This window comes from Galbibacter sp. (assembly GCF_035306585.1).
Lineage (GTDB): Bacteria > Bacteroidota > Bacteroidia > Flavobacteriales > Flavobacteriaceae > Galbibacter.
The window spans coordinates 1-21767 of record NZ_DATGNU010000057.1; the positions used below are offsets into that span (position 1 = coordinate 1).

The following is a 21767-nucleotide window of genomic DNA, read 5'->3' on the forward strand; positions in this document are numbered from 1 at the left end:
AAGATCAAACTACATATATCATTAAACTCAATATTTATGATGACTTTGATCAACAAAATTATATTATAAGTGAGTTCAAAACTCATCTTGGGGAAGATGCGATTATTAAGGTGATTTATGTCAATGATATTCCTTTGCTAAACTCTGGTAAACGAAAATTGGTCATCAACAAAATGCTCGCTAAATAATTTCTTAAGTTTTTCCATCACTTCGACGTAAGATTTTTCCTTATAAGGGTGTTACTTTTCGTCTTAAAAATCTACACAATTTACTGATTTTCATTTTGTTATATGTTAAATAAAATTTTTGTCGTATATTCAATGCGTTGAGAAACAATGAATTGCATTTTATTCACAATTTTTAACAGTTTGCGCGTAGTCTTAAACAAACTAAATCAAGCGTTTAAGCGTATAATTACTGAAAGAAATTGTGGTTTGCCGATGAAAAATGCATTTCATCTATTTTTTAACAAGCCCTAATGTGTAATAATTTATAAAATTGAACTTAACCATGTACAAAAGAAGTTGGTTGATGCTGCTATTCGTAAGTTTAGTATTTATGTTTATTTCCTGTGAGGATGATCAGGTTTTAGATGGATTTTTAAACGGGGATAATGAGAACTCCGAAATAATTGATCCCGATCCAGAACAGGATTCGGAGGATCCTTATAACCTTATTACCGATGCCGTTGATATTCCTTGTGATTATGATTTTACAACCACTCAGGTGAACGCTTCCTTAAACATTAGTTGTGATTATGACCTTAAAGGGCAACGCATAAGTTTACCAGATGGTGTCAAGCTTAATTTTGATGGAGGTAAAATCACTAACGGTAGTTTGGTCTTTTCCTCTAAAGGAGTGATCGATGGTCAATTACTCAATATTGATCTCGAGGTAACGGGAGATTTAGCGATTGAACACCCTCATTTTATCTTTGTGCCTTCGCGTTGGAATATCGTTCAAGGAAAGACCACTGACGATATAGCTTTCCAAAATAAAGAGCATCTAAATACTGCCATTGAACTTACCCACGATTTGGGTATGAAAGTATTTGAGATTGATAAATTAGATGCCTACTTTTTTGGAAGAAGACTTACCTCACATGCACCTTTTTCTTATGAAGATAATGCTATAAAGGTACCGTCTAACACTCATTTTCTAATGAGTGACAACACCTTTATCCGTGTACAACCTAGCAACAATCCTTTTAGTCGTTTGCTAATGACCTACAAGGCACAAAATGTGCTTATTGAAGGTGGAAATTTAGTGGGTGATCGTTATTTACATGATTATTCTAACGTCACGGATGAGACTGGTGTCTCTAGAGCTACCCATGGGTATGGTTCCTTGATTAATATCGCGGGATCTCAGCATGTAACCGTGGACAATGTCAATATCTACGAAGGAGAAGGAGATGGTGTTTTAATTCAAATATCGGCCATTAGAAATAAAGACGGATCTATAAAGGCAGGTGAGATGGAGTCTTCCAATGTTGTAATTAAGAATAGCTTAATTGATAAATGTAGAAGAAATAACTTCTCTATCATTGATGCCAACGGAGTCCTTATTGAAAATAACGTAATCTCCAATGCAGGGGGCGAACACGAGAGTGGACAAGCTTATGCTGGAACGGCTCCTGAGGTTGGAATTGATTTGGAAGCCTACAGAGAACGACGATCCGATGGTAGCTTATACGAATATGAAAGAGTAACTAATGTAACTATTAGAAATAATGAATTTGTTGGAAATGATGTTGCAGATGTGATTGTGTACACAGCTAGTTTTGTTGATATTATTGGAAATACGTTCGACAATAGAGTAGGGGTTCACGCGGGTCATGATTTAAAGATAGCCAATAATGAATTTACTGCAGGGGAACGAATTACAACTCAAATTGCAGTAAGCTTCGATAATTTTATTGTCAATGAAACCGAGCATTTAACCTATAATATTGATGTCACTGGCAATACGATTTCTGGTTATGACACCGCTATGAAAGTTGGTACTCAAAATGTAACGGTTTCTGAAAACAAAATATATGACTTTGTTACAGGAATTAATATCACCGATATTGAAAATGCTCAAATTTCAAATAATATTTTAGAAAGTAAAAGAGGTGTTAGTTATGGTTATTTTTCCAGAGGCAATTCCATTGCAAAAAATGTAACCATTAAAGGTGATAAAATTAGCGTACAACATCGTCCAATATATTTGAATGATTTAAATCAGCGGTTAACGGGCAGTGTAGATAAATTGTTGTTTGACAACTGTACCTTCCTATCGGATAGAGAATTGTATATATATAACAGTAAAAATATAACCATTCAAAATTCCGAAATGAGTGAAAGGGTAGAGGCTGTAAATTCTCAGAATATCGTATTGACTAATAATCAGATTTTATAGGGAACTTTATCCTAGCTAAAATTGACCATCCCACCTTATTTGGGGTGGTTTTTTTATTTTGGATTATTAGGTGGTTATTTCCCTATAGGCTTCCAAGGAATGTTTCCACAGCGTTTGTTGTTCATATCGCTGTATGACTGATTCCCTAGCGTTTGTACTTAGTTTTTCTAAAAGCTCAGGTCGCGTGCGAAGGGAATTCATAGCCCGTAAAAGCATTTCGGTGGATCTAGGTGGAATTAAGATGCCGGTCTGTCCATCGATAATGATTTCATTACAGCCCGTAATATCAGAGCAAATAACTGGTTTTTCCATGGCAGCTGCCTCCATGACCACCATTCCAAAACCTTCTCTATAGGAAGGAAATACAAATACATCCATAAGTTTAAAAAATGGTTTAACATCGCTTTGGTAACCAGCATAAATAATAGCAGAATGATTCTTAATCAGGGATCTTGTTCTATCAGAAACAGGATCTTGTACATCTTCAAAGTCTCCAATTAACAGCAATCGAATCTCTGGGTGACTTTGATGTAAGGTAGTAAAGGCCTCAATGAGTTCATTGGTGCCTTTATCACCTACTAAGCGTCCTACATAGCCGAAGACAAAACTTCCTTCTGGGATCAAGCTGTGGTCAATTGCTGCTTTTGGGGTCGCTTTTACATCAAACTGGTTGGGGTTAATACCATTGATACTTCCATTCCAAATGATGCGTACCTCCTTGGAGGTGATCTTTTCATCCAGTAAGGTTTTTCTAGTACCCTTACTCACGGCAAATACATGAGTAGCTAATTTACAACTCAGGCTTTCCATCCACATTAAGAAACGCCTTTTGAATCCTTTAGTACCTTCATATCGTAGCCCGAGTACAAAATAAATCCGCACAGGAGTTTTGTTTAAATACGCTGCTAACATTCCTAAGAACCCCGCTTTTGGCGTGCTAGCATGCACCACTTTTGGTTTTAATTTTTTGATAAGTCTATAGAGTCTGTAGAGACTTTGAAGATCAGAGAATATCGAAATTTCTCTTTTCATGGGTACGGAGTGCACGGGCACATCTTCTACTTCACCAAAGCTGTCAAGTCTTTGTCCAGGGCTCGATGCTACCTCTATATGGTATTTGCTTTTAAGTACTTGAACTTGCCCCTTGTAAAAATTTAGGGACTGTGGTACAGTCGTTATAAGGAGAAAAATATCTTTCATACTCCAAGGCGTGTTTTTAATGTATAGAATTGTTTGAAAATCCAATACTGGTTAGCGAATATTTTAAATAAATTGCGTTGACGATTGTCTGATTTATACCGTATAGGATATAGTTCCGCAGCTTTTAATGCCATAAATGTAGCGGAGAAGAGCTGCTGATTTTTGCTTTTAGAAAATAGATTTTTGAGTAACGAAATAACGAGTTCATTAACCTTAGCTCGACTTTTTGAATAAGCGATGGATTCTTTGGTAATTTGGTCTTTGCTATAGGAATCAATTAATAATACACTCTGTAGTATGTCTTGGATTAATTGCTGGTTTTTTTTCGCATTGCTACTGCGTGTAATAGAACCAGAGGTTTGGACAAAGTTTGATACTACCATTGGAGTGGACATAATCCGATTGGCTAGATAGACAGCTTTAAAATTAAATTCAACATCCTCTATGTATACTTTCTCCTTAAATAATAAATTGTTCTGCAATAGAAATTCGGTGCGATATAAACGAACACATGCCGAGTTATGGTGACCATTGTTAAAATACTTCGGACCTGTTGTAGGTTTTGGACAGTGCTGATGCGTTATGGAATAAACGATCGATCCGTCCTCATAAACCCCATTGGCAGCAAAATCTAGAATGTCTACAGCGTTTACAATGGCGATTTCTATTAGCACATGTAAAACATTTGGCAAGAGGTAATCGTCTGAATCTAGAAAAAGAAGGTAGCGTCCCTTGGCATTTTCAATACCGGTGTTTCGAGCACCTCCTAAACCTTTGTTCTTTTGGCTAATTATTCTAAGGTTACTATAGGCGTTCATCAGTCTTTGAACTATCTTAACGCTGTTATCTGGCGATTCATCATCAATCACTATAATTTCGTATTGGCTTTGTTCCAGTTGTTGATCGTAACAGGAGAGAATACATCGTTCAATGTATTTTTCGACATTATAGACAGGTATAATGATACTTAATTTCATTTTATAGGGTTGGTTTAAATAGATTCATCATATAGGTAAATAAAAAATACAAAAGCAATACCGTGCCAAAAACCTGGTGTTGATAGGCAAAGAAGCGTTTTTTTAAAAAAGGATAAAAGATAACTATAGCTAATAAGAACCAAGAGAGGTACGCAAAGCGATTTGAGAAATTGGCTGTGATCACCAAAATCCAAAAGGCATTTGCAATAAGGAAGGTTCCATAAATGCGATGATAGACCTTGTCTTTGTACTGTTTTTTAAATATAAAATACCATCCCGCTAGTGTACCCGTGGCTCCGTATATTAAAAAGTCCCACCTGAATCCAGTGCTAGAGAATTCATTAGCACTAGGATCCGAGAGTAAGTATTCACTTAAACGGTCATCCCCAAAACCGAGTCCCGCAAATAATCCCACGAAAAAGGACCCGAAAACGAGCGATAGCGGGATAGCTGCAAACCAGGTGATGAGGAATGTTTTAGGGTTGTTGTGAAAAAAGGTAATTACATAGGCCAACATAGGCAAATACATCGATTGGTGGAAGAGGCACGAAATTGCAATGATTATACCTGAAATCACCGGTTTTTTAAAAAAAGATAGGCCGAGTACAAATATGGAGGTCGCCATTCCATTTCGAATACCATTAACCCCGTAGGCATAGAAGGAAAATGATGCTACCAAGGCAATAAAACAATAGATCCAATAGGATTTAAAGAAGTTCTTACTAGCGATGATTAAACTTCCAATGTAAAGTAGCGCACATAGAAAGAAAAATCCAGTTTCATTTGTCAGTCTGGCGCTTAGCTTCAACAAATATGCAAAAGCAATATCACTCCCTATTTCTACGGGATTACCAATGGTTTCTCTATAGAACATATAGGCATAGGTGGTCATATCCACAAAGATTCCATTTACGGGACGGATCCCGATGAATAAAACGATAAATAACGCATATGGCCACCCGATTATCGAAAGGTACTTAATGGTAGCCTTGTCCGTATAATCAAATAGTTGTGTATGTAGTAAGGTTAATAATATCACAACCAATTGGATGTTGTAATAGATACTACTGTAGTCCTCTATAGGAAACAAATCGTACATTATTCCACCATGGATTTAAAGTTATTATACGCTGATACCAATGAAATTTTGTTGGTTTCTGGAAGCTGACTTAATTGGTTGATCTTTGTGGCGATATCCCCAACATGGTATTTTTTCACCAGTTTGATTCTTGGATTGTGAGCGATCCACTTATAGGACTGTTCAATTTTATGGTTATTGTTTAAAAACACCAATGCTGGTGTATTAGTGATATGACAAAAAATCATTCCGTGCAATCGGTCCGTGATTACTAATTCCGTCCTTTTAAAGGCATCCCAGATTTTAAATAGTGCGGTGATCTTATCTCTCATAGTCATCCCTTGATCTCCAATATGTGTGTCGTAGTACTGAAATTTCTTGAAGCGCTCTTTTACATAATTGGTGAGCTCCGTTTCTTGTTGCTCACTAAGTTTTCGCTCTTTGTCTTTTCTCAGACAAATAATGGCTCCATTTCGCTCATATTCCGGTTTGGAACGATCTAAAGTGGTAACGATATCGGGTAAAAGCAATACTTTATTCTTGAAATACTTTTTGTAATAGTGATAGGATTTTAACTCTCGTGCAATGAGTGTTAATTTTGGGTGTTCGGCATAAACACTAATAGCTTTTTGCAAACGCTTTTTACCTTTTTCGGTGTTTGAAAAATCGATAGTTTGTGGGAATGAAATTATTGGATTATTAGGGAAATTTTGAATAACTAACTGCCTGAAATACTCAATTTGGTAATACATATCACCTGTGTTTCCCCCGCCAACGGTGGTTATAATATCATCCTTATGAATGACCTTTTTAAGTTGAATAATTCCTTTAAGTGTTTTACTAATAGGTATTTCAACTACCTGATGTTCTGGGTATTGATTGCTTAAAAATCGATGTTGCGCATAGGTTATGGCCACGTCTCCTAGATTGCCGTAATCTGCGGCTAGGAAGATAAAAATCCGCTGTTCTTTGGCATTAAAATTAAAATAATTATTTTGCTCAGAACTACACTTTATCTTTCGGAGTTGAAACTGCACTTTGGTCTCGAAGGGAATTTTATTTTTTAGTTGTGCTATCAAGCTGCTTTTTTCCATGATTTGATATACATTATAACCGAGCTTAATCGGTATTTAATTAATTTTTTATACAATTGATCACTCGTGGAGCAAGGCTGGTAATGATCGATATATTTTTTTGTTTCTTTATGTTGAAGAATCTCGTTAATATATTTTTTCTTTTCGGCTACCGAGAGCTCGCTTTTATAGTATAATAGATTGTTAATGCAATACTGTATACCGACCACCAAGTTGTTGGCCAAGCTCTGTTTTATTTTGTTCTTGCCATAACCCCATTTTACCAAAAATGGCTTGATAGCGTAGTGCTTGGCAAGTATTAATTCGAAGGAGTCCTTGTGGTAGCTCTTGATTAGGGTAGGAACTTCCCGAGTGATATAGTGGTAAAAACAATCCTCAATAAGTACAACAGCGTGTGCCTTTTGATAGGCTCTTGCGTTAAAGAGCATATCTTCCACTAAGGAAATCCCTAGGTCGAAGCGTAGTTTGTAATAATCAATGAATATCTTTGAATATACTTTATTCCATGCATAGCCAAGCAGCCCCATTAAATCGCTATTTAATTTAGGTGCTTTCTCCATACCGATGTCAAATTTGTATTCTTCTGGCACGTTGGGCTGTCTTCTTAGTAGGTGACCTTGTTGATCTTCATGATCTAGGAAATATCCAAATATATAGATGTCTACTTGGTGAATTTGGATCTTATTGTAAATGCTTTCCAAAAGGTTGGTTTCAATCCAATCATCGCTATCCATAAAGTACAGGTAGCTTCCTTTGGCATGTTCTATTCCAAAATTTCTAGCGTCAGAGAGGCCTCCGTTTTCCTTATTAAATAGTTTAACTCTGGGGTCTAGGGTAGTGTAGTCTTTGGCTATTGCAGCACTATTGTCTGGTGAACCATCATTGACAATAAGCAGCTCAAAGTTTTCAAAACTTTGATTTAGTACACTTTCAATAGCTTTGGCGATATATTGATCTACTTTATAGGCAGGCATGATGATCGAGAAAAACGGAGTTTTCATAAATGTTTTAATTTAAAAGAGTGTCAAAAAGTTCTTCTACTTTAGTGGCGTTATTGTGTTTCTGATAATAGCTGGATTTTCTTTTGGCTTTATTGGCATAGGAGGCCAGCAGTTCTGGTTGTGATAACAGCTTTACCATCCCTTGATATATCCCATCGCTTGAGTTCTCTACGATCATTCCAGCGGTCCCATTATCCAAAATCTCATCCATTCCAGAGCATCGGGTTGTAAGTACGGGAGTGCCAAGTATAACAGCCTCTGTAACGGCTGTACTATAGCCTTCGTGATGGGAGGAGCAAACAAACAAATCACATTTTGAAACAAAGCGATGTGGGTTTTGTTGAAACCCTAAGAAACTGACATAGGAATCCATCCTTAACTGAGTAACTAAATTTTCTAAGGCTGTTTTCTCTTCTCCAATTCCTATGAGATAAAGATGGACATTTGGGAAATCATCAATTATTTTTCGCAAGGAGTGAATTAGTCGGTCGTAGCCTTTGATTTTGGTCAGTCTCCCTACACTACAAATATTGATCACACCACTTTTTATACCTTGACCGTTTAGGGACTCTGCACCTTTGCTTAATATGGCACTTGTGTCAATGACATTGTGAATAATATCCCCATGGGCTCTGTCTAAACCACATTGCTCGATACAGGATTCTAATGTCTGATCGGACACTGCAATTACACGGTCAAAGCGGGCGTAACATCGCTTCATTTCCTTATTACTCCAATATACTTTTTCAATTTTGGCCAGATTTAAATCGGTATGTAACCAAGAGATGAGTTTGGTTTGCTTATGTGGACATCCACTGACCATTCTAGTCGGGACACCTTCTAGATACGCAATCACGATATCGTATTTTTCACCGATAAATAGCCTATAGAGGATCTTGGGTGAAAATAGTTTTTGAATTACGGACCACCCCCGGAAAACTTTCTTAAAAATATATCGCTGGTTAATCCCTTCCTTAAGGTCTTTACGATTAACCCCTTCCTGAAAATAGGTCAAAAGGTGGATATCGTACTTACTGGGATCTAAGGAATTCAAAAGGTTTACCAGGACCTTCTCGGCTCCACCTCCTCTTAAATCGGGATGTACAAATAATATGCTTGGTTTTTTATGGATCATTGTTTTAGTGGTTATGGTATAAGGTGTTTTTCAAAGGTTGGATTACATGTTTAAAGCGTTATCTTTTTATCTTTAATGTCGCTGGTATCAAATCATAGACAAGGCGTTTTTCGGTGGTGTTCATCACCTGGTACATACAACAACTATACATAGCACTAAAGAGTATTATCTTTGTCAAGAGTCCGAACCATCCTGTGGTGCTAATGAGTCCTAGAAGTGGATAAGAGATCAATAAGGCTATCAAGAAACAAACCAGTTGTCCAGAGAAATCCTTAAAGTAATTGATCATGTTGATATGTAGCTCTTTATTCATGTACCACCACATAACGATGCGCTCTAGAAAGATAAATGCAACGATGGAACTAATTAAGCCTATCGCCCCGTAACTCAGTGATAAGTACCAGCCCACAGCAACACCAAGTATGGTGGCAGTTAATATGACAATACCTCTGAATCGGTGCTTGTTTTTGGCCTGTAGTAAATCATTGCCAAAGGACTGGCTTAGGGTAAAGGTGAGTCCAATCATGATCAGTACTGTAAATAGATAGGCTTCATTAAAAGTGTCACCTACCCATAAATGAATGAATTGTCTGCCCACCAGTATAAAGCCCCCTAGAATAAAGAACAGAATGTAGGTAGAAATTCGGGAGATCTTAATAAAGGTGTCTGTCATTATTTGCGGGGATTCGCTCTTGACAGTCATCTGCATTGCTTTAGGAAGGAATAAGGATGAGATTGCAGAAGAAAAGGCTCCGTAATAGCTTCCTAGAGTAATTCCGACGGCATAAATTGCGACAATCGTAGTTTCGTAATTGAGCCCAAGTACTAATTGCCCAAATTGCCATCTTAGCTTATTTACTAAGGCCAACACAAAAACCCATATTGAATAATGAAATATGGACATGGCCAGCGTTTTCTCAAAGCTATAGTACCTAATTTTGACATTTAGTTTGTACAAGGCGATATAGGCCATTGCGATGATAAAAATCAAATTCATTATCGTATCAACGATCACTAGGCTTATCGAATCCCCACCGTAAAACAGAATAACAACCACAAGGATGGATCGCAGAATGTACTTCACAAGGTTGATGGCCTTTGGAAGACGGAAGTTTTCGTAAGCCATACAAATAGCATTAAAAGCACCACCAGGAATAGTTACCGCTACATTAAAAATCAAAATAACCACCATGATTTTAGCCTTGTTCAATTGCTCTAAAGTAAGGGTCTTACCAAAGAGTTCGTCCAGGTATAAATAGCCAATACTACCAAAAAGAATAATTGTTAAGGAGATGATGGCATAAATTATAAAAGAAACGGCCAGAAAATTCTCTTCTCCTTTTTTATCCTTTTCAGCACGGTACTTGGCAACAAACCGTATTATGGAGTTGTTGATTCCAAGATCCAATACCGTAAGATAGCCCACAAAAGCTCCAATCATTGTATACAGCCCATACTCGGAAGCTCCAAGGGACTTTATAATATAGGGTGTTAATACGATTCCAACTATATTTGTCGCAAATATAGTGGCATATGAAAGCAGTGCTCCGCCTTTAATTTCTTTTGATATCATGGTGCTTCCTAAAATTCAACTCCTTTAAATAAATCCTGCTATTAATCTATTTAATGTGCGTTAATTTTGGCTACACTAACATAGGTGCGTCCGATAACACAGAAATTATAAGAACTATAAAAACCTGCATTACGGGGTTAAATATCACAAAAATGTGCTAATTGAAATTGAGAATAATTTAAAGTGCTCATTAATCGGGTTGAACGGTATTTTTTAATCCGATGAGCACTAGGAGTAGTGGGGTAGTAGAAGTAGAAGTTAAAGGTTGTAAAGGGTTGAAAAAGAAGGGCCTTAATCGTAAAAAAAACAGATTAGAACCCTTGTATTTTATACTATTTAAAAGATGGCTTATGATTCACCGATTCTATAGTATTTAAAACCTATTTTATGTAAGGTGTTACGATCTAAGACTCTTCTTCCGTCAAATACAAAGGAAGGTTTTAACATTTTGGAATAGATCTTTTCCCAATTCAAGGCTTTAAATTCGTCCCATTCTGTAAGTACCGCTATCGCATGCGCATTATCAACGCTCTCTAATGGATCTTTACTAACGGTTACTAAACGTCGATTTTCCTGTTCTGAACGGGTGTTTAATCGGTCCAAATCGGCGTAGATTTGCTCCTCACTGACCTTAGGGTCGTATACTACAATTTCCGCTTGTTCTTCTAAGAGGGCATCAGCTACATAAATTGCAGCTGATTCTCTGGTATCATTGGTGTCCTTTTTAAATGCCCAACCGTAGAATACGATTTTTTTACCAGCCACGGTGTTGTACAGGGTGGATACAATGGTATCTGCAAAGCGTTGTTTCTGGTAATCGTTAATTGTAATTACTTGTTCCCAATAGTTTGCAACCTCATCTAAACCATAAGACTTAGCAATATAAACTAAATTGAGGATGTCTTTTTGAAAACACGATCCTCCAAAGCCAACAGAGGCATTTAGAAATTTTGGACCTATTCGGCTATCTAGTCCGATGGCCTTAGCGACTTCCGCTACATTGGCATCGGTTTTTTCGCAGAGCGCAGAAATGGAATTAATGGAAGAGATTCGCTGGGCTAAAAAGGCATTTGCAACCAATTTAGAGAGTTCTGAGGACCAAACATTCGTCAATAGAATCCTCTCTTTTGGGAGCCAATTCTGGTAAATGGAACTCAATGCTTGTTTTGCTGCTTCACCACTTGGTGTAGCGTCTCCACCAATTAGGACTCTATCGGCATGTAATAGGTCGTTGATAGCGGTTCCTTCTGCTAAAAATTCTGGGTTTGACAGAATTTCAAAATTGACATGATTACCTGTATTGTCCAAAATATTTTTAATGGCTTGGGCCGTACGAACAGGTAAGGTGGATTTCTCAATAACTATTTTATCATCCTTGGCTACACGTGCTATGTTTCTAGCACAAAGTTCAATATATTTTAAGTCTGCCGCTTGTCCTTTTCCTTTCCCATAAGTTTTGGTAGGGGTGTTTACCGAAATAAATATCATGTCTGCCTGGTCTATGGCCCGATCTATATCGGTGGAAAAGAATAAATTTCTTCCCCTGGCGATGGCTACAATCTCTTTAAGTCCTGGTTCGTAAATCGGGAGCTTTTCTAAATCAGAATTATTCCATGCCTTGATTCGCTCTTTATTAATATCCACTACCGTTACCTGAATATCCGGACATTTAAATGCAATCACACTCATTGTCGGTCCGCCTACATAGCCTGCACCTATGCAGCATATTTTTTTTATCGTCTTCAATTTCAATTGATTTAAAAGTACTACAGTATGAAAATTCCTCTTTCCTTACACAAGGAACTTAAGTTCCCTACAAATATATAAGCTTCTTCACACTTATGACTTAAAAAATTGCCTGGGTTTACTTTTAACCTGATCTCAAGTAAAAAGGCAGGACTGTAACTTGCTAAATGGGTTGTGTTTTCGTGGACAGTGTTGCGCGTCCCAATTCAAAATAAATGCGCTTTACTTCCAATTTCACCGATGAATGGTTCGAGCATTTTAACTTTAAATTAAGATTTAGTCGTTAACCGAAATAAACCTGACATTCACCGAAATAGCGAATGTAAGATCCTTTACTTTGTTAATTTTACCATGATTCTTCGAAAAATTAAATTGATTAATAGCAAGGGATTAATTTAATTGGACGATGGATAAATTCCATGATAGACATCCTCTGTCATATAAAACTTCCTTTTAAGTTGTTCTGTAGTAAGAAATAGTACCATTGGTATTAGATCAACATTAACCGACCCATCTTACTTAACTTAACTCTTGTAAACAACCATAAGAGTTAAAAATGATTACAACGCAAAGAAAAATCTGGCTTTCATCTCCCCATATGGGTGGTCAGGAACAAAAGTATGTCGAGGAGGCTTTTTCTACCAATTGGGTAGCAACTCTAGGGGCAAATGTGGACGGATTTGAAGCTTCGATTACTTCGTATTTAAAAGAAGGTGTTCATGTTGCTGCAGTATCTTCTGGAACATCAGCTATCCATTTAGCCTTAATTGTAATTGGCGTTGGCAAAGGTGATGATGTATTATGCCAAAGCCTCACCTTTTCGGCCTCAGCCAACCCCATCGTGTACCAAGGTGCGAATCCTATTTTTATCGATAGTGAACAAGAAACTTGGAATTTGTCTCCCGAATTATTGGAGCGTGCTATTTTGGATCGTATAAAAAATCATAAAAAACCCAAAGCTATCGTTGCGGTACACCTCTATGGGATGCCCTATGATGCCTTAGCTATCAACCAAATAGCTAGAAAGTATGATATCCCTGTCATTGAGGATAGTGCGGAGGCACTTGGAAGTGAATATTTAGGGATCAAGTGTGGTACTTTAGGGGATCTATCAATATTATCTTTTAATGGAAATAAAATTATTACCACCTCTGGAGGGGGCGCACTGATCACAAAAACAAAAGCACAAAAGGATGCTGCTGTGAAATTAGCAACCCAATCCAGAGATCAAGCTGTTCATTATCAGCATTCGCAAATTGGATATAACTATCGTATGAGCAATGTAGTAGCCGGAATTGGACGAGGACAAATGGAAGTCCTAAAGGATCGTGTATTGCAAAGAAGAGCAAATTACAACTACTACCTTGAACACTTAAAAGATTTCCAAGAGCTCCATTTTTTAAGTGAACCTGAAGGGGTGTATTCGAACCGCTGGTTAACCGCCATTAGAACTGATTCCTATCAAACTAGGGAGCGAATTCGATTGGCCTTAGCAAGAGAGAATATTGAATCTCGCCCTTTGTGGAAACCCATGCATATGCAACCAGTGTTTAAGGATTGTAAAGCATATGTGAATGGCTTCTCTGAGTCCCTATTTGAAACGGGTCTTTGTCTGCCCAGTGGTTCAAACCTCAGTGAAAATGAATTAGAGAGAACAACCAACGTGATTAAAAATACCTTATTGAGATGATTTATCGTTACTTAAGCTCTTTAGCACCGAAATTTATATCGAAATGGTTTGTATTAGCCTTCGATGTGACCCTTGTCTTGTTAACCTTTTTTATGGTATATTTCATAAGATTTCATCTAACGGTGAACTTCAATATTGAAAACTTTCTAATGGACCTGCCTATTGTAGCCGTGCTGTCAACTGTGAGCTTTATGGCTATAGGAACCTATAAGCGTATTATACGTTACACAGGGCTAAAGGATCTTTTGAACATCTTTGGAGCCTGCCTATTGTTAGGTTTTTTAGCCATGGGAGCGGTAGCCATTAATAAGGCATATGCCATTTTACCGGGTATTACTATCCCTAAATCAATCATCATCTTACATGTTTTGTTAAGTTTTGTAGTGCTATCTATTACAAGTATTCTCTTAGGATCGGCATTTAGATATGTGAATTGTAAACTTAAAGCTAGGAAGAATATTTTGATTTATGGGGCTGGTGAATCTGGAATAATGACACAATCTGCCTTGGCTAGTAACATGGATAAAAACACTAATATAGTAGCCTTTATTGATGATGATCTAAGAAAGGTTGGCAATAGCATTAACGGAACCAAAGTAATTGAAACTGGTGTTGTTGATAAGGAGTTTATACAGAAACACCAGATAAATGAAATCATTATTTCTATTCAAAATACGGCTTCTTCCAAACTAAGAACTAGAGTGGAAACCTTTATTGATTTCGTACCGACTATTAAAGTAGTTCCTCCAATTGAACAATGGATTAGTGGCGAATTAACTGCCAATCAAATTAAACCAATTAAGCTTGAGGATTTATTAGATCGAAGCCCTATTAACATTGAGAATAAAAAATTGCAATACGAGTTTAAAGGCAAGGTATTGATGGTCACTGGTGCAGCGGGTTCTATCGGAAGTGAAATAGCAAGACAATTGAGCAAATTTAAATTTAAAAAACTAGTCCTTGTCGATATTGCGGAATCGGCCCTTTACGATCTCCAACAGGAATTTAAACGAGAAGGTATTAAAGATTTTGTAGCGATAGTGGCTGATGTTAGGGATCAGTTTGGCATTGAAAATGTAATTTCAACGCACTGTCCGAACATCCTTTTTCACGCTGCTGCTTATAAGCATGTGCCCCTGATGGAAGAGAACCCGTATGAGGCGGTAAAAATCAATGTCGGAGGAACCCGAACCTTGGCTAGAATGGCCATGAAATACCAAGTCGATAAATTTGTAATGGTATCCACCGATAAGGCGGTCAATCCTACCAACGTCATGGGAGCAACCAAAAGAACAGCGGAGATTTATATCGGAAGTTTACAAAACCACCCGGATAATACCACCAAATTTATAACCACGCGTTTTGGAAATGTTTTAGGATCCAATGGTTCTGTAATCCCATTGTTTAAAAAACAACTAGAAAACGGAGGGCCGCTTACTGTAACTCATGAAAAAATCACGCGTTATTTTATGACCATCCCTGAGGCATCACAACTGGTGCTTGAGGCAGGTTCAATGGGAGAAGGAGGAGAGATCTTTATCTTCGATATGGGTGAGAGCGTAAAAATCATGGATCTGGCTAAGAACATGATCCGACTCTCTGGCTTCAAATACCCAGATGAAATAGGAATCAAAATTACTGGCTTGAGACCTGGTGAGAAGCTCTATGAGGAATTGTTGGCAAATGGTGAGAACACACTACCCACCTATCATGAGAAAATAATGATTAGCAAGACCATGACCTTAGACTATGAAAAGAAAAAGGCGCAGATCGATGCATTGTGTATGTTGAACTTATACCACGACTCTAATATAATTGTAAAGAAGCTAAAGGAAATTGTGCCTGAGTTCATCTCACAAAATTCAGAATATGAATATATGGATGCACGTGTCCTTGAGCGAAAGATGCCTAATTATTCTCTATTACAGTCACTGAATTACACGCCTAATAATTACAATATCTAAATTAAGAAAATACGTACTATGTGTTATAAGTTGATTAAATTTAGTCTAGGAATTGCTATGCTCTTTCTATTTATAGGCTGTGGTTCTAGAAAGAATATAGTGTATTTGCAGAATGCACGGCCCTTTGAAACAGAAGTGGTTACAAATACCTTTGAGCCTAAATTTAAAATAGATGACATTGTAAGTATTTATATTTCCAGTTTTGATATGGAGGCGACTGCTCCCTTTAATCTCACCATAGGTGCTGGGCAAAATATAAGGGAACTGGAGTATGTTATTGACAAGGATGGAAACATCGATTTTCCTGTTCTTGGTAAAATTAAATTACTCGGACTCTCTACCACTGAGGCAAAAGAGCTTTTTAAAGAGCGACTTGTAGAGGGAGGGTATTTGAAAGATCCTATTGTCAATATCAGGATTAAGAACTTTAGAGTCACTGTATTGGGACAGGTTCATAAACCTGGGACCTATATGATAGAGAGTGAGCGAATTACCTTATTGGAAGCCATTGGTTTGGCGGGTGATTTGGATATAAAAGGCAAACGTAAAAATGTTTTAATAATACGTGATTTTGATGGGGTGAAAACCTATACTAGAGTTGATTTAACCAGTAAAGAATTTGTGAACTCGCCAGTGTATTACCTCACACAGAACGATGTAGTCTATGTCGAACCAAATCAGTCTGTAGTACGAACCTCCAATTTGGATAGTAGACTGACCATTGGCCTATCTGTATTTTCTATTATTCTAACCACCGTAATTGCACTTATTCGATGAACACCGTAGGAGAAAAAAATGATGATTTAAGGGCACCTAAGCTTGTGATTAAAGATGTGCTAAGGCCCTACCTTAGAAACTGGTATTGGTTTGTGATTGTTCCACTATTGACTTTGATAATTGCTTTTGTTTACCTAAGATACAGCATACCTACTTACGATGCCTCAACGACGATTATGATCGTGGATGAAAATAATTTATCTCCAGATGCTGCTATTCTAGCAGGACTCTCAGGTAATAGTACGAATTCTACTATGGTCGAGGGGGAGATTCAAGTTATAAAATCTAGGGCTTTAATGCAAGAGGTGGTGGAGCGGTTAAATCTTCAGGTACAATTTTTCACCAAAGGCAGGATTACAAAAGCTGAGGTATACAACAACCCTCCTTTAAAGTTGAATTTTTTAGCTGCTGATTCCATCATTGAGAACATGGCGGATAAATTCAATATTCATATTGTTTCCAAAACAGAATTTCAATACAGTGTTGAAGATGGAACCCCTAAAACCTACCTCTTTGGTGAAACGATCCAAACCAGGGCAGGTAATCTGATCGTTATTCCAAGTGGAACACAATTTGAAAACTTTATTGGTAAAACGTTGGAAGTTGTTATTTCCCCATTGCGTAAAGTTCGTGAAAAATATAAGAATCGAATTTCAGTTTATCCCATTAGTAAGGGATCTAACATTCTTACAATTTACCTAAAGGATCCAGTTCAGGAAAAAGCGAAGGACGTTGTCAATACTTTGGTAAAGGTGTATAACAAAAGCTCCGTGGAAGAAAAGAATCAAGTGGCTAAGGTTACTGCAACTTTTATCGACGAGCGTATTAAGTTAATCTCAGCTGACCTATCAGAGGTAGATATCACCAAGGAGAAGTTTAAGGTAGGAAATAAGCTAACGGATATACAGTCCGAGGCTGGAATTTTTCTAGAAACTGGTGCTCAGAATGAACAACAACTCATCCAATTGGGGACGCAATTAAATACCGTTAATTACATGTCCTCTTATCTGGAAGATCAAGATAATTTTGAACTTTTACCAAGTAACGTGGGTTTGTCGGATCAAAACGTAGCTGCAGTGAGCAGCAAGTATAATGAATTGGTGTTAGAGCGTCAAAGACTACTAAAAGTATCGGGTGAGAATAATCCAGTAGTAATTCAGCTTGATCAGCAATTAAATGGTTTAAAATCTACCATGCTCCAGAATTTACGCAATTTGGAATCCACCTTAAATATACAATCTAGAAATCTCCGGGCTAGAGAACAATTGATCAATGCGCGCATTTCCTCTGTACCAGGACAGGAACGTAAAAACCGCGATATCCAACGTCAACAAGATATCAAGGAAGCGATCTATCTTTACCTATTACAAAAACGGGAGGAATCGGCTATTTCGATGGCTGCCACTTCCCCCAATTCAAAGGTAATTGAACCTGCTTATAGTAGTTATAATCCCATATCCTCTGGCACAAAAGTGTATTTTGCGGCTTTGATGTTAGGTCTAATTATTCCATTTGGTGTGATCTATGGAAAAGAACTTTTTGATACCAAAATACACACTAAAGAGGATATAACTCATGAAATTCCATCTGCACGTGTGTTGGCACAGTTGCCTCATATGGAGCGCAACACTAGAACGATAAAAGGGAACGATCGTTCTATATTGGCTGAGTCTTTTCGAATTCTTCGAACGAATATTGATTATACGAGGCCTTCTAATGGTCCTGGAAAAGGGGAAGTGATCTTTGTGACCTCATCAATTCCTGGCGAAGGAAAGTCTTTTGTCGCACAAAATTTAGCTTCAATTTACTCCCTTTCACACAAAAGAGTACTGCTCATTGGCGCTGATATAAGAAAGCCTGATTTAAATTCATTTACAAGTGTTGAACCTGGTCCGGGATTATCGGAATATCTCAATGGTGACATAGAAATGGAAGATATAATCAAACCTGTGTTATCACACAAAAACTTAGATTTGGTTCACTCAGGTAAGGTACCACCAAATCCCGCAGAGTTATTAATGGATTCCCGTCTTGAATTCTTGTTTGATACTTTTAAAACAAAATATGATGTCATAATAGTGGATACAGCGCCTTCCTTACCAGTAACCGATACGTTGTTAATTGGTAAATATGCCGATAGAGTCCTGTATATCCTACGCGCCAACTATTCTAAAAAGCCACTGTTAGATTTTATTGAAGAATTATACCAAACTAAGAAATTTCCAAACTTATCCCTTGTGCTTAACGATGTAAAGTATTCCAATCTTGGCTATGGTGCAAAATTGGGCTATGGTTATGTTGTCCAAGGAACATCTAAGCGTTCATGGTTAAAAAGAGGTTAAGCGAAAATATTTCTGGTGTTATCAATCAGTGGAACAATCAATTTTTCCGTGCTCTTTCTCACCTTTATTTCTGATAGTTTATCAAGATGCAATTGATTGTGAATATCAGTACCTAAGAAAGAGTAGAACCCTTCGTCCAATAGTTGCATCGCGGATTTATGAATGCTATTGCCATAATAGGTACTCAAGGAAAGTGCGTTGATTTGGAATTTACACCCCTTTTGTTTTAATAGCGTTAGAAAATCCCCATGCTCATGGAAATAACGGTAGCGCTCGGGGTGCGCTAAAACAGGTATATATTCAAGGGCAAACAAACTGTCAATTATAAATTCAATATTCATAGGGATTTGAATAAATGGGAATTCTATAAGGACATAGCGATCGCTTAAGAGCAATAGGTTTTTATCGTTAAGTTGGGTTTCAAAATTATCATCTACCATGTACTCCGCCGCTACTTTAAATACTTTTGGAAGGCAGTCTTTTTCCATCAAATGCTGTTTGAGTACATCGTATTGGGCACTGATATTTTGAGGAGTGTTTGGATACATATCTGCCATAATGTGAGGTGTGGCGATAAAACCAGTAATTCCTAACCCCATAGCTCTTTTAACCAGATGAAATGAATCGTCTAGCGTTTTAGGACCATCATCGATATCGTGTATTAAGTGACAATGAATGTCCATAGAATTTTGTAATAATTCGGGGAGTAGTCGCTTTTTCTGTAGGATGGTTAGCATTTTTAAACTTGTAGATTTTTAATTAGTTCTAACGACCAAAGTAATAATATGTTTTGAATTTAAGGAGAATTAACAAAAAAATAAACAAGGTTCAACTTGGTTGAAACTCGATTAATACCTATCTTTTGTCATAATTCAAACGCTTCACAAATAGTTAAAATCATCAATTATGCACATAGGTTTTCAAACATTTGTAATTAGTTTTCAAGTTGCGGAAGGTATTCCAAAGCCCAGCGATAACGATCCGATAGATTTTGGTGATATCAATAACGTCATCATATTTATTGTGGTGCCTATTGTATTGGTCATTTTTTATTACCTCTGGAGAAAAGGAAAGTCCAAAGGGGAGTAAAATTTTCAGCTAGAGGCTTTTCAAATGTTAAAATTGAAGTTTTTCTGTAAAACTTTGGGTCTTATTGTGTTAAAATGAAAAATCCATCATCCTGACTTCATTACTTACCGTACATAGTTTAATTATTTAACACAATAAAGTACGTTTAATAAATTAACAGAATTTTTATGAAAGATGTAGTTGAACGCATCAGCTTTATGGCTGTTTGCCTACTAATGGTATTGCAGACTGCCTGCGATGATAAGGATGAATTAGCCTCCTTTCTTGATAATGAAAAACCAAGTGTGGTAACTGGTTTTAGAGTCGCTGAAAAGACCCCTGAAAGCGTAACATTATCCTGGAACGCTGCAATGGATAATGTGGAGGTGACTGGTTATGAAATATTTCATGATGGGGCTTCTTATGCCAAAGTGGAGGATATTACAATCTATAAAATTGAAGGACTTTCTCCATCCACCGAATATAAGTTTTATATAATTGCTATGGATGCTATGGAAAACACCTCTGATCCAAGTGAAGTACTAACAGTTTTAACCCCAGCGGTAGCGGATACCCAAAGTCCAACTGCTCCAAGAAATTTGACCACTTCTAAAGTTACTCTGAGCGCTGTTACCCTGAACTGGGAAGCGGCTACAGATAACGATGAGGTAGTAGATTATCAGGTTTTTCAAAATGGCGATCAAATAGGTTTAACTGATGGTGCAACAACTATGGATGTTAGTGGACTTTCTCCTTCTACGGAGTATGAATTTTATGTGATAGCTCTTGATGCAGCTGGAAATTTATCTGAAGCTTCTAACACTGTTAGCATCACCACAACCAGTGATCAAGATACCGAGGCTCCTAGTGCGCCTACAAACCTAACTGCTAGTGATATCACCACAACTTCTTTAGTGTTAAATTGGAACGCCTCCACAGATAATGAAGCTGTAGATTCTTATGAAATTTACAAAGGTGATACCAGTATAGCAATTACCACTGAGACGAGCTTTCATGTGGATAACCTTGATCCAGACACCAATTATCAATTTAAGGTAAGAGCCATTGATAATTCAGAAAATCTATCGGATTTTAGCCAGGTACTGGAAGTGAAAACGTTCCCAGAAGAAGTCGAACCTACACAAACCGTAGCCGAAATTATCGCAAGTAGAAATGACTTAAGTATGTTACATAGTGTTTTGTCTAATTATGATTATGGACTAAGTGATGAGGAAAAGGGTCCTTTTACGGTGTTTGCACCTAACAACAATGCCTTTACGGCTTTTGGCTCTCTGCCAACAGGCTTGGAACTAAATGTACTCATCGCGGGTCATGTAGTTGAAGGTGAACTATCCGCTGCGAATTTAATAGAGCAACAAAGTGCAACTACTGGATCCCAGTCTACACTTAATTTTACCCAGGATGGTAGTGATGTAATAATAAATGGTACGGTTAGAATTGTTATAAAAGACATAAGAGCAACCAATGGTGTGATCCATATAGTGGACGGGGTTATTTCCAATTAAAATCGAGGATTTAAACCCTATCAGGTAATAGTTATATTATTTGTACCTAGGTTTCACGCCCTTTAATTCTTATAGCAATTAGAGGGCGTGTTTATAGTTGCAGTGGAAATTTCACTTAAAGTAAGCCGTCGTTTATTTTTCATAAATTAAGTACATTAAAAAAATATCATTACCTTTGTTTCGGTTTTAATTA

At 37.2% G+C, this 21767-nt stretch carries 16 protein-coding genes and 1 pseudogene; 8 read left to right on the forward strand and 9 right to left on the reverse strand.

Features of this window, described 5'->3' with window-relative positions; genetic code table 11:
• Together VKY50_RS06390 and VKY50_RS06395 are read left to right on the forward strand one after the other, a co-directional pair.
• Positions 1-188: pseudogene (locus VKY50_RS06390) on the forward strand (CoF synthetase); the annotation flags it as partial.
• Positions 189-510: 322 nt separating this feature from the next.
• Positions 511-2403, forward strand: a complete 1893-nt coding sequence (locus tag VKY50_RS06395) for a right-handed parallel beta-helix repeat-containing protein (protein ID WP_324300030.1) — start codon at positions 511-513, stop codon at positions 2401-2403.
• A gap of 66 nt (positions 2404-2469) precedes the next feature.
• On the opposite strand, the gene VKY50_RS06400 is transcribed toward VKY50_RS06395, so the two are convergent.
• The 8 genes from VKY50_RS06400 to VKY50_RS06435 all read right to left on the reverse strand — a co-directional run bounded on the left by VKY50_RS06400 (position 2470) and on the right by VKY50_RS06435 (position 12207).
• Complete coding sequence (locus VKY50_RS06400; RefSeq protein ID WP_324300032.1) at positions 2470-3603, reverse strand: glycosyltransferase family 4 protein; 1134 nt, start codon at positions 3601-3603, stop codon at positions 2470-2472.
• Positions 3600-4580 (reverse strand): glycosyltransferase family 2 protein, encoded by a 981-nt coding sequence (locus VKY50_RS06405; RefSeq protein ID WP_324300034.1) that lies wholly within the window; start codon positions 4578-4580, stop codon positions 3600-3602. Before VKY50_RS06405 ends, VKY50_RS06400 begins: the two co-directional genes overlap by 4 nt.
• Before the next feature lies 1 nt (position 4581).
• Positions 4582-5679, reverse strand: a complete 1098-nt coding sequence (locus tag VKY50_RS06410; RefSeq protein ID WP_324300036.1) for an EpsG family protein — start codon at positions 5677-5679, stop codon at positions 4582-4584.
• Positions 5679-6752 (reverse strand): polysaccharide pyruvyl transferase family protein, encoded by a 1074-nt coding sequence (locus VKY50_RS06415; protein ID WP_324300038.1) that lies wholly within the window; start codon positions 6750-6752, stop codon positions 5679-5681. The genes VKY50_RS06410 and VKY50_RS06415 overlap by 1 nt, the downstream gene beginning before the upstream one ends.
• On the reverse strand, positions 6734-7753 hold the full coding sequence (locus VKY50_RS06420; RefSeq protein ID WP_324300039.1) for a glycosyltransferase family 2 protein: 1020 nt from the start codon (positions 7751-7753) through the stop codon (positions 6734-6736). Before VKY50_RS06420 ends, VKY50_RS06415 begins: the two co-directional genes overlap by 19 nt.
• 7 nt (positions 7754-7760) lie before the next feature.
• Complete coding sequence (locus VKY50_RS06425) at positions 7761-8888, reverse strand: glycosyltransferase (RefSeq protein ID WP_324300042.1); 1128 nt, start codon at positions 8886-8888, stop codon at positions 7761-7763.
• Positions 8889-8946: 58 nt separating this feature from the next.
• The gene (locus VKY50_RS06430; protein ID WP_324300044.1) at positions 8947-10461 is read right to left on the reverse strand and encodes a lipopolysaccharide biosynthesis protein; all 1515 of its coding nucleotides are present in this window, start codon (positions 10459-10461) and stop codon (positions 8947-8949) included.
• Between the two features lie 348 nt (positions 10462-10809).
• Positions 10810-12207: a nucleotide sugar dehydrogenase gene (locus VKY50_RS06435; protein WP_324300045.1), complete on the reverse strand. Its 1398-nt coding sequence runs from the start codon at positions 12205-12207 to the stop codon at positions 10810-10812.
• A 556-nt stretch (positions 12208-12763) separates the two neighbouring features.
• On the opposite strand from VKY50_RS06435, the gene VKY50_RS06440 reads away from it, so the two are divergent.
• From VKY50_RS06440 to VKY50_RS06455, 4 genes are read left to right on the forward strand one after another with little or no spacing between them, the layout of a single operon-like run.
• Entirely contained in the window at positions 12764-13897 is a 1134-nt protein-coding gene (locus tag VKY50_RS06440) for a DegT/DnrJ/EryC1/StrS family aminotransferase (RefSeq protein WP_324300047.1), read from the forward strand.
• The gene (locus VKY50_RS06445; protein ID WP_324300049.1) at positions 13894-15861 is read left to right on the forward strand and encodes a polysaccharide biosynthesis protein; all 1968 of its coding nucleotides are present in this window, start codon (positions 13894-13896) and stop codon (positions 15859-15861) included. Before VKY50_RS06440 ends, VKY50_RS06445 begins: the two co-directional genes overlap by 4 nt.
• Positions 15862-15879: 18 nt before the next feature.
• On the forward strand, positions 15880-16638 hold the full coding sequence (locus VKY50_RS06450; RefSeq protein ID WP_324300051.1) for a polysaccharide biosynthesis/export family protein: 759 nt from the start codon (positions 15880-15882) through the stop codon (positions 16636-16638).
• Positions 16635-18980, forward strand: coding sequence for a GumC family protein (locus tag VKY50_RS06455; protein ID WP_324300053.1), 2346 nt, complete (start codon positions 16635-16637; stop codon positions 18978-18980). The genes VKY50_RS06450 and VKY50_RS06455 overlap by 4 nt, the downstream gene beginning before the upstream one ends.
• On the opposite strand, the gene VKY50_RS06460 is transcribed toward VKY50_RS06455, so the two are convergent.
• On the reverse strand, positions 18977-19717 hold the full coding sequence (locus VKY50_RS06460) for a tyrosine-protein phosphatase (RefSeq protein WP_324300055.1): 741 nt from the start codon (positions 19715-19717) through the stop codon (positions 18977-18979). The genes VKY50_RS06455 and VKY50_RS06460 overlap by 4 nt on opposite strands.
• A gap of 169 nt (positions 19718-19886) precedes the next feature.
• On the opposite strand from VKY50_RS06460, the gene VKY50_RS06465 reads away from it, so the two are divergent.
• Positions 19887-20069: an adenylosuccinate synthetase gene (locus tag VKY50_RS06465; protein ID WP_324300057.1), complete on the forward strand. Its 183-nt coding sequence runs from the start codon at positions 19887-19889 to the stop codon at positions 20067-20069.
• Positions 20070-20236: 167 nt separating this feature from the next.
• Positions 20237-21574: a fibronectin type III domain-containing protein gene (locus VKY50_RS06470; RefSeq protein ID WP_324300059.1), complete on the forward strand. Its 1338-nt coding sequence runs from the start codon at positions 20237-20239 to the stop codon at positions 21572-21574.
• Positions 21575-21767 lie beyond the last annotated feature (193 nt).

Bases quoted from the DNA above. Each gene is read 5' to 3' on its own strand.
- VKY50_RS06395 (WP_324300030.1), top strand. From the start codon at position 511: ATGTACAAAAGAAGTTGGTTGATGCTGCTATTCGTAAGTTTAGTATTT.
- VKY50_RS06400 (WP_324300032.1), bottom strand. From the start codon at position 3,603: ATGAAAGATATTTTTCTCCTTATAACGACTGTACCACAGTCCCTAAAT.
- VKY50_RS06405 (WP_324300034.1), bottom strand. From the start codon at position 4,580: ATGAAATTAAGTATCATTATACCTGTCTATAATGTCGAAAAATACATT.
- VKY50_RS06410 (WP_324300036.1), bottom strand. From the start codon at position 5,679: ATGTACGATTTGTTTCCTATAGAGGACTACAGTAGTATCTATTACAAC.
- VKY50_RS06415 (WP_324300038.1), bottom strand. From the start codon at position 6,752: ATGGAAAAAAGCAGCTTGATAGCACAACTAAAAAATAAAATTCCCTTC.
- VKY50_RS06420 (WP_324300039.1), bottom strand. From the start codon at position 7,753: ATGAAAACTCCGTTTTTCTCGATCATCATGCCTGCCTATAAAGTAGAT.
- VKY50_RS06425 (WP_324300042.1), bottom strand. From the start codon at position 8,888: ATGATCCATAAAAAACCAAGCATATTATTTGTACATCCCGATTTAAGA.
- VKY50_RS06430 (WP_324300044.1), bottom strand. From the start codon at position 10,461: ATGATATCAAAAGAAATTAAAGGCGGAGCACTGCTTTCATATGCCACT.
- VKY50_RS06440 (WP_324300047.1), top strand. From the start codon at position 12,764: ATGATTACAACGCAAAGAAAAATCTGGCTTTCATCTCCCCATATGGGT.
- VKY50_RS06445 (WP_324300049.1), top strand. From the start codon at position 13,894: ATGATTTATCGTTACTTAAGCTCTTTAGCACCGAAATTTATATCGAAA.
- VKY50_RS06450 (WP_324300051.1), top strand. From the start codon at position 15,880: ATGTGTTATAAGTTGATTAAATTTAGTCTAGGAATTGCTATGCTCTTT.
- VKY50_RS06455 (WP_324300053.1), top strand. From the start codon at position 16,635: ATGAACACCGTAGGAGAAAAAAATGATGATTTAAGGGCACCTAAGCTT.
- VKY50_RS06460 (WP_324300055.1), bottom strand. From the start codon at position 19,717: ATGCTAACCATCCTACAGAAAAAGCGACTACTCCCCGAATTATTACAA.
- VKY50_RS06465 (WP_324300057.1), top strand. From the start codon at position 19,887: ATGCACATAGGTTTTCAAACATTTGTAATTAGTTTTCAAGTTGCGGAA.
- VKY50_RS06470 (WP_324300059.1), top strand. From the start codon at position 20,237: ATGAAAGATGTAGTTGAACGCATCAGCTTTATGGCTGTTTGCCTACTA.